The organism is Virgibacillus sp. CM-4 (assembly GCF_000445495.1).
Classification (GTDB): Bacteria; Bacillota; Bacilli; order Bacillales; family Amphibacillaceae; genus Virgibacillus; species Virgibacillus salexigens.
This window is the reverse complement of record NZ_AUQA01000002.1, coordinates 1245393-1259478: the sequence shown is the minus strand read 5'-3', so window position 1 is coordinate 1259478 and position 14086 is coordinate 1245393. Positions and strand designations below refer to the sequence as shown.

Below are 14086 nucleotides of genomic sequence, written 5' to 3'. Positions count from 1 at the left end.
TTCCAAAACAATCTTCTATTCTTTTAGTCTCGGGTCTAGTGCATCTCGTAAGCCATCGCCAAATAGATTAAATCCAAGTACGACTAAGAAGATGGCTAACCCAGGAAATGCAACAACCCATGGAGCGTTTTGGATAGCAGCCCTGCCATCGGTTAACATCGCTCCCCATTCTGGCGTTGGCGGTTGAGCGCCGAGACCTAAGAAGCTTAATCCAGCTGCATCTAAAATAGCAGTGCCTATACTCAAGGTAGCTTGTACAATGATGGGTGCGGCGCAATTTGGTAGCACATGCTGGAATAATACTCTAGCGTGTTTTGCTCCAATTGCTTTGGATGCTTCGATGTATTCGGTTTCCTTAATTGATAACACAGCTGATCGGACAATCCGAGCAAATTGGGGGATCCCTACGATCCCAACGGCTATCATTGCATTGGTTAAGCTGGGGCCTAAAACGGCTACTAATGCGATAGCTAGTAGAATGCTAGGGAAGGCCATCATAATATCAATTATTCGCATGATGATCTGGTCAATCCAACGACCAAAATAACCAGCAACACTACCTAATACTACACCTATTATCATAGCAATTCCAACGGCTATCACGCCAATTTGTATAGATATACGAGTTCCATAAACAATTCTAGAGAAAATATCTCTGCCAAGTTCGTCCGTACCTAGCCAATGTTCGGCAGAGGGAGGCTGATAACGGTTAATGATATCTTGAGCAGTGTGACTATGCGTTGCTATTACCGGGGCAAAGATAGCCGTTAACACAAGAACCAAAATAATACATAAACCAATTAGCGAGGTTTTGCTTTTCACAATTCGTATTAGTGCATCTACCCAAAGCTTTCGAGCTTTCGTTTGCTGGAGATCATGGCTATCAGGTAGTGCGGGATTCGGTTCTGGTGTTGGGTTCGGTTGAAGTGACATGATGCACATCCTTTCATATAAATCTACTTCTTGAAGCTTACGCAATGTATTAGAAACAAGAAAAAAGATTTTGTTTTGCAAATGTGAATGAACCACAATTCATAGGCCAACTATCGTACGTCCTTAATAGAGAGCGCCCTTATTCTTAATCAAAACGGATACGTGGATCAAAATATTTATAAAGTATGTCCGTGATTAAATTAACCAATACAAAAATCGTTGCGACAATTAAGATCGTACTTTGAACGACTGGGTAATCACGACCAAGCACAGCTAAATAGACATAACGTCCAATTCCAGGCCATGAGAATATCGTCTCTGTTAATACTGCTCCACCTAGCAATAATCCAAATTGCAGCCCAATCACGGTTAGAACTGGTAGAAATGCGTTTTTTAAAGCATGTTGAAAAACAACAAATCTCGTTCTTAATCCTTTCGCATTTGCTGTCCGTATGTAATCTTGGCGCATAACCTCCAGCATGCTTGACCGGGTCATTCTTGCGATGATTGCCATGGGGATGGTACCTAGGGCAAGACCAGGCATTAATAGATGGGAGAAAGCATCTTTAAAGGCAGCCCAGTTACCAGTTAGCAAGCTATCTAATAAATAAAAATTCGTAATCGTGGTTAATTCCATACCAGAAGTGAGTCTCCCAGAAGGTGGCAGAATGTTAAATACAACAGAAAAAAGCCAAATCATCATTAAACCTAACCAGAAGATAGGTAGGGATACACCGAATAAGGCGCCAGTCATACTAATATTGTCAAACCAGGAATATTGTTTAACAGCAGCAATTACCCCAGCTAGAACACCGACGATAATTGCCAAAATCATAGCGAAAATGGTTAATTCTACGGTAGCGGGTAACTTATAGAGTAATTGCTCAGCGATGTTTTCTTTTGATTGAATAGATTCCCCCAAGTCGCCTTGTACAATATTTCCTAAGAACCGACCATATTGGACAATGTAAGGATCATTTAGTCCTAGTTCTTCCCGTAAGGATTCTAATTGTGCCTCTGTTGCTTTTTCTCCTAGCATACTTCTGGCTGGATCACCAGGAATGAGGTGAATAAGTGAAAAGGTTAATATGGAAACACCTATTAAGACAGGAATGAGCATGAATAGTCTTCGGATAATGTATTTAAGCATAGTAAAATTCCTCCGAATAATGTCTTTAACATATACTTTGGTTCAGCTTAAGGGAGATCCTTACGTATTTGACGTAAGGATCAACCTAAGCGTGGTTTGTATCTTTTCTACTGTTCAATATCTAATAGATTAAATGGTTCACTGCCCGTAGGGTGTGGTGAATAATTGACGATATTTTTACTTGCAGCAATTGGTGGTGTTGTATGCGCAATTGGGAACCAAGGAGCATCTTCATGAATGATTTCTTGTGCCTTTAAGTAAAGTTCGGTACGTTTTTCTTGATCCATTTCTGATTGTGCTTGTTTTAGTAAATCATGTACCTCATCATTTTTATAAAATGCAATATTACCTGCAGATCCCTTTTTCGCATTATCTTTGTCTAATAATACATATAGGAAGTTGTCTGGATCACCATTATCACCAGTCCAGCCTAGAAACGCCATATCATGTTCTCCATTCTCTGTAACATTTAGATGGGTATCCCAATCATTTTCAATTATTTCAACATTTACATTGATTTCTTTGAGCATTTCCTGTATGGCTTGAGCAGATACTTTTGGCTGCGGCATATATGGTCTAGGATTGGCAAATGTATACAAGGTAATATCAAATCCATCGGCATAACCTGCTTCTGCTAGGAGAGCCTTTGCTTCTTCGACGTCATAACCATAATCTTCAATATCATCATTGTATCCCCATAAAGATGGTGGAAGCGGGTTTTTGGCAGGTTTGCCAATACCTTCATACAGACTGATTAACCGTTCTTTATCAATCGCTAAATTAATAGCTTGGCGTACTAGTTTTTCGGATAAAGGGCCTTCTTTATCAGTATTCATCGCAAGGTAGCTAACATTCATGGATGGCCTGCGGATAATTTGTAGATTCTGGTCATCTTCTGCTGTTTGAATATCTTGTGGGTTTAAACCTGTCATTAAATCTATTGAACCCGATTGTAATTCCATAAATCGTGCACCATTATCAGGGATCGTACGGAAGACAACTTTGTCTACATTAGCTACTTCTCCAAAGTATTCCTCGTTTTTGGATAGGGTGATGCTTTCATCTGGAAGCCATTCTTCAAAAACGAATGGACCTGTACCGACGGGGTTTTTGAAGTAATCTTCTCCGTGTTTTTCTACTGCATCAGGGCTAGCTATACCAAATGGTGGCATGGCTAACGTTTGTAAAAATGGTGCATTTGGTTCAGAAAGTGTGAAGGTTACTTCATAATCTCCAGTTGCTTCCACTTTTTCAATGATGCCACCCAAGTCTTCTTCTGAAGCCCCAAACATATATCCATAATAAATATATTCTGCTGAAGTTGCCCAACGTTCAAAATTAAATACAACGGATTCAGCATTAAAATCAGTACCGTCATGGAATTTGATATCATCACGCAATTGAAATGTCCATGTCAGCCCATCTTCACTGGTCTCCCATTCTGTTGCTAGCGCTGGTTTAACCTCTGTACTTTCCTCTTGGTAACGAACAAGCGTGTCATAAATTTGGTTCGTAACATAAATCGATTCCCCATCAGTAACTTTTGAAGGGTCTAATTGGATGGAATCTGCACCTCGACCAAATATAAGTGTTTTTTCACCCGAGGCTTCTTCCGTTGTTTGATCTTCTCCACCTGAACCTTCACTTTCCTCACCTGTAGAACTTGTATTATTACTACAAGCGGAAATGAAGAGTAAAATAAAAAGTAAACCAAATAATGCTAAAATGGAACGTTTTTTCAACATAATTCCCCCTCTGATCCTATGTTTTAGATGACACTTTCCAAGGTTTGGTATTGGTTGATGTAATTAGCTAACCACCTCCCTAACGAAATGGCATGCAGCCATTTGTCCATTGGATGAGACTTGTTTTAGCTCTGGTTTCTCTTGACGGCAAATTTCTTCTGCAAATGGACACCTAGTGTGAAACTTACAACCACTAGGAGGATTGGCAGGAGAGGGTAGATCGCCTTTTAGAATGATCCGCTGCTTTTCTAAATGAGGATTTGCCTCTGGTACTGCTGAAAGCAGTGCTTGGGTATACGGATGCTTTGGGTCCTGATATAGCTCGTTTGCTTCGGCTATTTCAACAATCTCTCCTAGATACATAACGGCAACTCGATCACTAATATGATGAACGACACTTAGATCATGTGCGATAAAAATATAAGTAAGGTTAAACTCTTCCTGCAAATCTTCCATTAAATTAATGACTTGTGCTTGGATGGATACATCCAGTGCAGACACTGGCTCATCACAAATGACAAGTTCAGGGTCAAGGGCAAGTGATCTGGCGATTCCGATTCGTTGACGTTGACCTCCACTGAATTCATGGGGATAACGATCTTTATGATAGGAACGTAAACCAACGACATCTAGCAACCGTCCTAACTTTTTATATTGCTCCTCTTTTGATAATTGAAAGATCTTCATCGGTTCTGTAATGGTTTGGGCAATTGTTTTTCTAGGATTCAAGGATGCGTATGGATCTTGAAAGATCAACTGCATATCTTTTCTTAATTTACGAAGCTTCTCCCCGCGATAATGAGAAATATTTTCTCCCTTAAAATAGATGTCTCCTTCGGTTGGATTAATTAATTTCAATATTGATCTTCCTGCAGTAGATTTTCCACAACCACTTTCGCCAACTAATCCTAGCGTTTCCCCTGATTGAATAGAGAAGGAAATGCCATCAACCGCTTTAAGTACAGGCTTTTCCCTGGAAAATAATTTACTGTCTTTTAATGGAAAATGCTTTTTTAAATTAGTTACTTCTAATAATGTACTCATGGGCTGACCACCTTTTCAGAGTTCGTCTCCTCATATAATAAACAACGGACGAAATGATGATCATTCACTTCCGTTAGAGTCGGGTCAATGTGTAAACACGCCTCCATGACATGCTTGCAGCGAGGTGCGAAACTGCATCCCTTTGGAAGGGAGCGTAAATCTGGTGGCACCCCATCAATAGCTTCAAGTTTTTTCTTTTGCTTATTAATCGTTGGTATAGAATTCATTAATCCTAAAGTGTAAGGATGCTTTCCTTGGTCAAATAAGTGGTTTGTTTCTGTATATTCAACTGGCTTGCCGGCATACATAACCATTACACGATCACAAACCTCTGCTACGACACCAAGGTCATGGGTAATCATAATAATGGCCATATTTAACTCGTTTTGCATTTTTTTGAAGAGCTCAAGTATTTGTGCTTGAATGGTTACATCTAATGCTGTGGTTGGTTCGTCTGCAATTAGCACGGAAGGGTTACAGGCTAATGCGATAGCAATCATAACCCGCTGTCGCATCCCACCGCTGAATTCATGTGGATAATTCTTTAATCGTTTTTTTGGATCAGGAATCCCAACTAAATGAAGTAATTCCAAGGCTCTTGATCGTGCCTGGTTTTTTGAAAAACTTTCGTGAGCCAGTATTGTTTCAATTAGTTGCTTCTCGATGGTGAATACTGGGTTTAAAGAAGTCATCGGATCCTGGAACACCATTGATATTTCCTTTCCCCGAATATTTCGCATTTGTTTTTTGGTTTTGGTAAGCAAATTTTCCCCTTTAAATCGGATTTCTCCCTCTACAATCTTTCCAGGCGGAGAAGGAATCAATCCCATTATCGACATGGCTGTCATACTTTTCCCAGATCCAGATTCACCAACGATACCTAATGTCTCCCCAGGTTTAATATCAAAATCAACGCCATCTACGGCTTTCACAATGCCTGCTTTGGTAATAAAATGCGTATGTAAATTTTCTACTTGTAGAATGGGGGACTCCGTATGCATATGTATCCTCCTTCAGTTTTGTAACAGTTTAAAATAATTAGATTTTTTAGAATTAATTATCATTATACATAAATTTCTAGCTTGGGATGTTTTTTTCTCTTTTTTCTCAAAAAATAATGGACAAAGTAAAATCACGGTAGGACTAAGACACATGTGTTAAAAACTACGATTCGGGGTAAGAGCTATAAGAAACAACACCGGTGTTAAAAACAAAATAGAGGAGAAAAGAATATGCTTGTAAAATTATTACCACCTTCAATCAGTAAGTATTTGCAAATGTCTAAGCCAGAAAGACAATACGAACTTCGTTTAACATTATGGTGGACACCGCTACTTTATGTGATTGTTACATTCTTATTTGCAGCTATTACATTGTATCTTGATGTTGGTATCGGGCTGGCACAATATATGCCTGTTTTTTTTAAGGCGGAATTTGAAACCACTCGTCTACTTATTAGCTCGTTAATTGGAGGCGTTTTAACATTAAGTGCTTTTACATTGAATTCTTTGCTTGTTGTCCTTACTACATTTAGTGGACAATTCTCGCCAAGGTTGCTGCAAAATTTTGTGAAAGATAAGCAAACGCAACATATTCTTGGAGTGTTTAATGGCAGTTTTGTTTATGTTCTAATCATGTTTTTATTTATCAGCAGTAAACCTGTAGACTACTATACCGCAGTACCATTTGTGACAGTTTTGATTGCCTTTTTCGCAGCCATTGTCTTCATCTATTTCATTAATCATGCAACCACGTGGATGCAAGTTCATAATATTACCGATATGATGAATGATGTTTCTGAAGGAATATTAAACGGTGTTTTCTCCCAAGAACTAGAAGAAATACGAACGAGTCAACCTGGGGATATGTTGGAACATGATTATCCGCAAAGTAAAACGGTAATGTCCCCTAAATCTGGTTATATCCAGCTAATTCTTTTTAAGGATCTGATTAAAGAGGCAAGGAAAGATAATATCATAATTAAAATGGAAGTACGAGTGGGCAGTTTTGTTTTAAATGGAAATCAACTATTTACCTATTGGGGACCGGGCGCAGATAATGTAGATGAAGCGAAGTATGTTCAATTAATCCGAATTGGTCATAAGGAAACGGAGATTCAGGATTTGAAATTTGGACTCAATAAACTGGGGGAAATAGCAATTAAAGCGATAGGGAATGATGATCCTAAAACTGCATCTAATACCATTTTCCAAGTGACCGATTTGTTATTAACATTAGAAAAGAATGTCACGTTTTCTCCATATTTAGTTGATGAGTACAAGCAGGTTCGCTTGATTTTAGGGGTAGATAATTTTGAGTACCATCTATATCAGGGCTTAGGTGTTATTAGGCACTATGCTCAGAAGAATTATCCAATTATCACCGATATTATTGCTGCACTTACAAGATTGGCGGGAGCCGTCGATGAAAAACATCATGATGTTATTTGGGGATTTGCTAGTAATACAATTGATCATATTTACACCGAGTTTATTTTTGATATTGATCGCCGATTGTTGTTGAGAAACTTATACAAGCTCGCTGAAATAACGGGCAACTTCGAAAACTACCATTATATCGAACAGCATTTTAAAGGATATGCACAATAAAGGATAAGGGTTTAGGATTTCATGATAAAGGAATAATAATGATATACACGAGGTTACAAGGAGTGACGAAAATGAGTCAAGAAAAATTAAAACAACAAATCGAACATATATTAGAGGATAGTTCAGTAGGAACGATGGCAACGGTGAAAAAGCAGATGCCTCATTCAAGATACATGACTTTTTTTCATGAAAATCTAACGCTTTATACCCCGACAAATAAGGAGACGGATAAAGCAGAAGACATTGAAGCCAATCCGTATACCCATATTATTTTGGGCTATGAGGGTGAAGGATTTGGTGACACGTATGTAGAATATGAAGGAAAGGTTTCGTTTAATGAGTCGCAAGAGTTGAAAGATCAACTTTGGAATGATCGCATGAAGCTGTATTTTGACGGACCAAACGATCCAAAACTCACTATCTTAGAAATTAAACCTTTGCATATTCGCTTAATGAATAAAAAGGGAGAAAGTCCACAAGAATTGAATCTTAGTTAAGGAATAGCCAGATGTGGTCAGTTACACATCTGGCTAATTATTTTCATAAGGCTTATTTCTTTGATTCGTTGTAGAGTAGTTAGAGACCAAGGGTGTCCCCTATATCCGAAGATGGAAGGAATTCCATTCAGTTATATCGAACTAATGTTATAATTATACTTATTTTGAGGGGGATTCGATGTACGAATTGAAAACCAAAGAAAATGAGGACGATGTTATAGAATTCATTGAACAAGTGGAAAGCCCAAAGAAAAAAGAAGACGCTTACCGATTACTAGATATTTTTACAGAAACTACCGGTTATCCTGCAAAAATGTGGGGTACTAGTATAATCGGATTTGGCTCCTACCATTATCAATATGCAAGTGGCCATGAAGGAGACGCAGCATTAGTTGGTTTTTCACCACGAAAAGCAAAATTTAGCTTGTATTTTGCAACAGGAGATCAAGAACGTGAAGATTTATTACAGAAACTAGGAAAGCATACAAGTGGGAAAGCGTGTGTCTATACCAATAAGCTAGCAGATATTGATATTGATGTTCTTAAACAATTAATTAACCAGTCTGTTACCTTCTTGAAAGAGAAATACCCAACAACGTAAAGCACCCATAAAAGGGGTGCTTTTTTTCAGGAAAGAAAGTATGAATACAGGCAAATTCATACAGCGTTATTTGAGAATAGAGTATTACCGTTCAGTCACTATAGTTTTTCGCAGTTCTATCAGGGTGCTGGTGCTGGATGAAAGTCGAACGGCTCAAGAATTGAATGAACATCTTAATGAAAAATAAAAATTTCGAATCAAACACATCCTATGGGGTGTGTTTTTCCATGTGGTGAGTAAAATAAGTGGACATTATAAAAAATACATGGTATATTTATATTTAATTAAAGATAAATGAATTAAGAATAAATAAATATCTAAAGCTATAGGAGGATCAATGATGCAAGGTTTGAAAGGGATTCATCATGTTACAGCAATTACAAGTAGTGCAGAAAAGAACTATGCGTTTTTCACTTATATTCTTGGGATGCGCTTAGTCAAGAAGACAGTAAATCAAGATGATATTCAAACGTATCACTTATTCTTTGCAGATGATAGAGGAAATCCTGGGACCGATATGACGTTTTTTGATTTTCCGGGTATTCCAAAAGGTTCGCATGGAACAAATGAAATCTTTAAAACATCTTTTCGCGTTCCTTCTGATGCTGCTCTTGATTATTGGGTCAAACGTTTTGACCGCTTAGAGGTAACGCATACAGGTGTTAAAGAACAGTTTGGTAAGCGAACATTATCCTTTGTGGATTTTGATGATCAGCAGTATCAATTAATTTCTGACGAAGAGAATATTGGTGTCGAAGCGGGGGTTCCATGGCAGGATGGACCAATTCCTCTAGACTATGCAATAACAGGTCTGGGGCCGATATTTGTTCGAGTTGCAAACTTTGAATATTTTAAAGAAATGATGGAAAAAGTACTTGCTTTCAATGAAATAGACCAAGATGGTGCTTTTCATTTGTTTGAAGTGGGGGAAGGGGGCAATGGAGCACAAGTCATTGTTGAATATAACCCGGTACTGCCAAACGGTCGACAAGGGTATGGTACGGTGCATCATGCTGCATTTCGTGTTGACGACCGAAATGTGTTAGAGGAATGGATCACACGAATGGAGAATTTCGGATTTCAAACGTCTGGTTATGTTAATCGCCATTTCTTTGAATCATTATATGCCCGTGTAGCTCCCCAAATTCTGTTTGAATTTGCCACTGACGGTCCTGGGTTTATGGGAGATGAACCATATGAAACACTCGGAGAGAGCTTATCGCTACCACCATTCCTCGAGCCAAATCGTGAAGAAATTGAGAAAATGGTGCGCCCGATTGATACGGTAAGAAGCACGAAAGAATTTAAAAAAGAATAACCAGATGGTATACATTTTTATCAGGTAAGGTCGTGCATCTAGATTACTGCATGGCCTTTTTTAGTTTTTCTTGATAAAAAAACTAAAGACCAGGCCTAAATTAACACCTATTAAAGTAAAGATGGAAAACAAGCCTATCCCCATTCCCGTCCATTCGCCGATAGCAAAGATACTGATAATGAATATAATAAAACCGGCAAGGCTTAGAAGCGTAGTAATGATGTACAATGTTACCCGATTAATCAACCTTGCTAAAATAATAATGACGGATGCTGTTATTAATCCTGTAAGGATAAAAGGCGTCCATCCTTCGAGAAGAATCCTTGTCATATTTTCATCCCCCAGATAATTAAGGATTCTCATTACCCATTACATACCATAATGATATTTTCATCGAGGTCCCTTAAAGGAACTCCTTCCAACGTTATAACTGGATCGTTAACATCATAGAAATGCAGACCGAATATCATCGTATGAAAATTAAATAATGATTGTGGAGAACTTGATATCATGATCCATAATCATGTAGTTACGACAATTCATTTATATTAAGATGAATACCCTGCCTAAGCATCTACAATATCATTAATCAACTTTTTTAGATTGCTAGTATAAAATGGAATTAATTTGGTTCCGAATCAGGGTAGACATATACTATACTCCCTATTTTAAGGCATAAGGGAGTTTATCCTATCTTACTTCCTATCTTTGAAAAGTATGATAACAATAAATGACTTTTGTAAAGGAATGTTTCATTCTTTGGCTATGGTGTTTATTAAACCCGTGTAGAACAGTAAAATTTCTAATGTATGCCAGATAGTGAGTAAACCTGGATTCCTGATCAAGCTAAAGACCTATTCTTAACGCCCATTTAAAAGTAGGTAGTTTTGATTTAATGATTTCTGATACGCTACCAGGGACCCCGTTTGAAATGGGAACGAATGTTACTATTACGATAATATTCGATGGAAAGGAAGAGGCAGAGGATATTTATAACAAACTATTAACAAATGATGGAGCTGAGGCAATGCCAATGCAAGAAGCATTTTGGAGCCCAGCTTATGATCAAGTTATTGCTCAATTTGGTGTAACCTGGCATGTTTCCGGGGGAGAATAGCCGGTAATAAGAAACAGGCATTCAACATGCCCATTTCTTATTACTATGACCTAGCGGCTTTCATGAACAATATAAGCATCCGTTACACCAGCGTTTTTCACTTTTGTTAATTGTTCTTCAGCGTTTGATCGATTGGTGAAAGCTCCTGCTTGAACACGATACCATTGCTGTCCGGAAATGGTTACTAAGTCGACAAAGGCATTAATCCCTTTCGACTGTAGCATATCAACACGTTGTTCTGCATTATCTCGGGATTTGAAAGATCCAGCTACCACTCGATAAATACTACCCGAACCTGGCTTTTTTGTTAGATTAAAAGCTTTTGCTAATCCATTGACATGCCCACGAGCAACGGTTTGTCTCCAAGAAGCACTACGCATTAATGCAGCATCACTCGGATTATCTATAAATCCGTTTTCCGTTAGTATTGCAGGCATTGCAGATTCACGTAGAACGTGAAAATTGGCCTTTTTCTTCCCTCTATTACGCAGTTGATTTACTTTCGTGACTTCTGAATGTACTTGATTACGGTACTGTGCTGTTTGTGAACCATCAGATAGTGACGAATGAATATAATCTTCATAGCCCCTAGCAGAACCATTAAAAGAGTTGCAATGTACGGATAGAAAGTAATCAGCATTCCATGTGTTGGCATCATTCGTTCGTTGATTAAGACTAACCGTAGCATCGGTTGTTCTACTCATTCGTACCTGCACATTATTGTATTCACTGGTAAGGATATTTCTAATTCGTAAGGCAATATCTAAATTAATATTTTTTTCATATAGTCCATTTCCTGTTGCACCTGGATCAGACCCTCCATGACCTGGATCTAAATAAAGTCTCATTACTTATACCTCCAGTCTTCTTCATATTCTCTTTCCATAACAGCGTATGAAAGCATATATTCTTCCAATTGGACAAACATCTTTATTTGATAGAAATTCCATAGATGCCACTGCCCGTTCTTATAACTATAATCGGATCATTACGTAAGGAAGTGGCAATGGTGATTACAAAAAAATAAAGGAAGTAAGCCGGTTTGGCTCACTTCCTTTATTCAGTAGCTAATGGTTTCTTCGGTGGTTTATTTTCTTTCTTCCCTAAGAGAACCCGTTTTGCTTTTTCTCTATTCCGCTTATTGCTCAATACATAGAGTATATCATCATCTTGGATAACGGAGGTGCCTGTTGGTGTGATCAATTGCTTATTTCGGATTATTCCGATTACCAGCGTTTCATCTGGTAGTTCCAAATCAATCAGTGTACGATTTAAGGCAGCTGATCGCGGGGTCATTCTTACTTCCATTATTTCAGCCTCGGTATTTCCTAGATTAATTAATTCCATTGTTGGTTTGCTCGGATCATTCTTTCCGCCTGTTAGACCAAGCTTTGTTGCTAACCAGGATAACGTACTTCCCTGTACCAGTGCTGAAATAAGAACGACGAAAAACACAGCATTAAATATAAGATCGCTATTTTCTATATCAGCAATAATTGGATAAGTTGCCAATACGATAGGTACGGCACCTTTTAATCCTGCCCACGAAATAAATAATTTATCTTTTACGTTATATTTCATAAATAGCATGGAAACAAAGACTGCAATTGGACGTGCGATAAACATTAGGATAAGCGTTAATAAAACCCCTTGCCAGAATACACTAGGTAATTGACTTGGAAATACAAGTAAACCAAGCAGGATAAACATAACGATCTGCATCATCCAGGCAAATCCTTCATTAAAACGTAAAATCGAAAAGCGATACATGAGGTCACTATTCCCAACGAATACAGCCATTACATAAACAGCCAGTAGGCCGCTTCCGCCTAAAAAGTCAGAAATAAAATAGGTAGCAGTAGCCATACCTATTGCAAGAGCAGGGTATAAACTAGAGGTGTCTAAATTTATATTATTTATGAGTAATACAGTCAGTTTTCCAAGCAATAATCCGATTAATAGGCCAAGCCCCATTTGGACGAAAAAGCTGCCAATAGCTAGCCATATCGATGCATCTGGCACTTGTATTAATTCAATTAAAGCAACAGTGAGAAAAACCGCCATTGGATCATTAGATCCTGATTCTGCTTCAAGGGTAGAGGTGAGTTTGGATTTAATGTTTTTGTTTCCTAGCACACTAAATACAGCAGCAGCATCAGTAGAACCAACAATCGCCCCAAATAACATACCTTCTAATAAGGATAAGTTAAGAATATACATGGCAGCTAACCCAGTAATAACCGTAGTCAGTAGCACACCTAAGGTAGCCAAGGATCCTGCTGCACCAATAACAGGGCGGACATTCTCCCATTTTGTTTGGGTTCCACCTTCAAATAGGATAATAATTAAGGCCATAATTCCTATTAGTTGTGTGAGATGAACGTTTTCGAAGAAGATGAATTGATTTAGCCCCATGCCAATTAAGAGGAATAATACGAGTGCTGGTAGTCCTAACTTTGTGGAGAACTTTGTTGCCAAAGCTCCGACAATAAGCATTGCAGAAAAGAGAAAAACAAGCATTTCTAAAGATATATCCATGTTGAACAGTCCTTCCAAAGAACAATCTATCTCTATTATAAAGGTTATAAATGGATTTGAGAAAAAAGACGAATCATAATTATGAATTATTTTGTGATTGTTTTGATATATGGAACGAGAGAACCCATTTAATGGACTTCTATCAAATAAGCATAAAAGCACAAATATCCCACAAACTATAGGCAAGCTGTAGCCTGAAAGGAGGACGTGAAATGGGAAACAAGAATAATCAATTTAAAGAAAATACGAATCACGGAGAGCATCGCAATGGACGGAAAAGCCAATATAAAAACAGTAACTCTCATGGCGGTGAGGAGCCAAACCAATATGTGAACCAGAAAAAGCAGTAGGTTTTGCAAGAGAGTGGTTGATAGCCGTAGTCAGCCATTCTCTTTTTTAGGTAAAAGTGCAATTTTCGCCTAGATAACTATACAATAATCCTGGTTCTAATGTACTATTTTTAACATTAAATTTACAGTATCTTAAAACTTGATTGCTATACTTATTGCTAGATAAAGGATCGTAGGGGGAGAT

The 14086-nt window shown here is 38.0% G+C and carries 14 protein-coding genes; 6 read left to right on the top strand and 8 right to left on the bottom strand.

Annotation, left to right across the window (positions count from 1 at the left end; all coding sequences use genetic code 11):
- Positions 1 to 15: 15 nt before the first annotated feature.
- From nikC to M948_RS29345, 5 genes are all read right to left on the bottom strand, one after another.
- The gene (gene nikC / locus M948_RS29365; protein WP_021290016.1) at positions 16 to 933 is read right to left on the bottom strand and encodes a nickel transporter permease; all 918 of its coding nucleotides are present in this window, start codon (positions 931 to 933) and stop codon (positions 16 to 18) included.
- A gap of 145 nt (positions 934 to 1078) precedes the next feature.
- Positions 1079 to 2083: an ABC transporter permease gene (locus M948_RS29360; protein WP_021290015.1), complete on the bottom strand. Its 1005-nt coding sequence runs from the start codon at positions 2081 to 2083 to the stop codon at positions 1079 to 1081.
- Positions 2084 to 2190: 107 nt separating this feature from the next.
- Positions 2191 to 3828: an ABC transporter substrate-binding protein gene (locus M948_RS29355; protein WP_031335227.1), complete on the bottom strand. Its 1638-nt coding sequence runs from the start codon at positions 3826 to 3828 to the stop codon at positions 2191 to 2193.
- A gap of 63 nt (positions 3829 to 3891) precedes the next feature.
- Positions 3892 to 4872, bottom strand: coding sequence for an ABC transporter ATP-binding protein (locus M948_RS29350; RefSeq protein WP_021290013.1), 981 nt, complete (start codon positions 4870 to 4872; stop codon positions 3892 to 3894).
- Entirely contained in the window at positions 4869 to 5873 is a 1005-nt protein-coding gene (locus M948_RS29345; protein WP_021290012.1) for an ABC transporter ATP-binding protein, read from the bottom strand. The genes M948_RS29350 and M948_RS29345 overlap by 4 nt, the downstream gene beginning before the upstream one ends.
- Positions 5874 to 6104: 231 nt before the next feature.
- On the opposite strand from M948_RS29345, the gene M948_RS29340 reads away from it, so the two are divergent.
- From M948_RS29340 to M948_RS29325, 4 genes are all read left to right on the top strand, one after another.
- The gene (locus M948_RS29340; protein ID WP_021290011.1) at positions 6105 to 7481 is read left to right on the top strand and encodes a DUF2254 domain-containing protein; all 1377 of its coding nucleotides are present in this window, start codon (positions 6105 to 6107) and stop codon (positions 7479 to 7481) included.
- Positions 7482 to 7552: 71 nt separating this feature from the next.
- Positions 7553 to 7978 carry a pyridoxamine 5'-phosphate oxidase family protein gene (locus M948_RS29335; RefSeq protein WP_021290010.1) on the top strand — a complete coding sequence of 142 codons (426 nt, stop codon included), beginning with the start codon at positions 7553 to 7555 and terminating at the stop codon, positions 7976 to 7978.
- A gap of 178 nt (positions 7979 to 8156) precedes the next feature.
- The gene (locus M948_RS29330; RefSeq protein WP_021290009.1) at positions 8157 to 8579 is read left to right on the top strand and encodes a DUF1801 domain-containing protein; all 423 of its coding nucleotides are present in this window, start codon (positions 8157 to 8159) and stop codon (positions 8577 to 8579) included.
- Positions 8580 to 8919: 340 nt separating this feature from the next.
- Positions 8920 to 9897: a ring-cleaving dioxygenase gene (locus tag M948_RS29325; RefSeq protein WP_021290008.1), complete on the top strand. Its 978-nt coding sequence runs from the start codon at positions 8920 to 8922 to the stop codon at positions 9895 to 9897.
- A gap of 60 nt (positions 9898 to 9957) precedes the next feature.
- On the opposite strand, the gene M948_RS29320 is transcribed toward M948_RS29325, so the two are convergent.
- Positions 9958 to 10227: a hypothetical protein gene (locus M948_RS29320; RefSeq protein WP_021290007.1), complete on the bottom strand. Its 270-nt coding sequence runs from the start codon at positions 10225 to 10227 to the stop codon at positions 9958 to 9960.
- 565 nt (positions 10228 to 10792) lie between these two features.
- Between M948_RS29320 and M948_RS29315 the strand changes: the two genes are divergently transcribed.
- Positions 10793 to 11014, top strand: coding sequence for a hypothetical protein (locus tag M948_RS29315; protein ID WP_021290006.1), 222 nt, complete (start codon positions 10793 to 10795; stop codon positions 11012 to 11014).
- 50 nt (positions 11015 to 11064) lie between these two features.
- Here M948_RS29315 and M948_RS29310 read toward each other — a convergent pair whose 3' ends face one another.
- On the bottom strand, positions 11065 to 11862 hold the full coding sequence (locus M948_RS29310; RefSeq protein ID WP_021290005.1) for an N-acetylmuramoyl-L-alanine amidase: 798 nt from the start codon (positions 11860 to 11862) through the stop codon (positions 11065 to 11067).
- 208 nt (positions 11863 to 12070) lie between these two features.
- On the bottom strand, positions 12071 to 13552 hold the full coding sequence (locus M948_RS29305; RefSeq protein ID WP_021290004.1) for a potassium/proton antiporter: 1482 nt from the start codon (positions 13550 to 13552) through the stop codon (positions 12071 to 12073).
- Between the two features lie 212 nt (positions 13553 to 13764).
- Here M948_RS29305 and M948_RS43460 point away from each other — a divergent pair, with 212 nt between their 5' ends.
- Positions 13765 to 13902, top strand: a complete 138-nt coding sequence (locus M948_RS43460; protein ID WP_021290003.1) for a hypothetical protein — start codon at positions 13765 to 13767, stop codon at positions 13900 to 13902.
- The last annotated feature ends 184 nt before the right edge of the window (positions 13903 to 14086 follow it).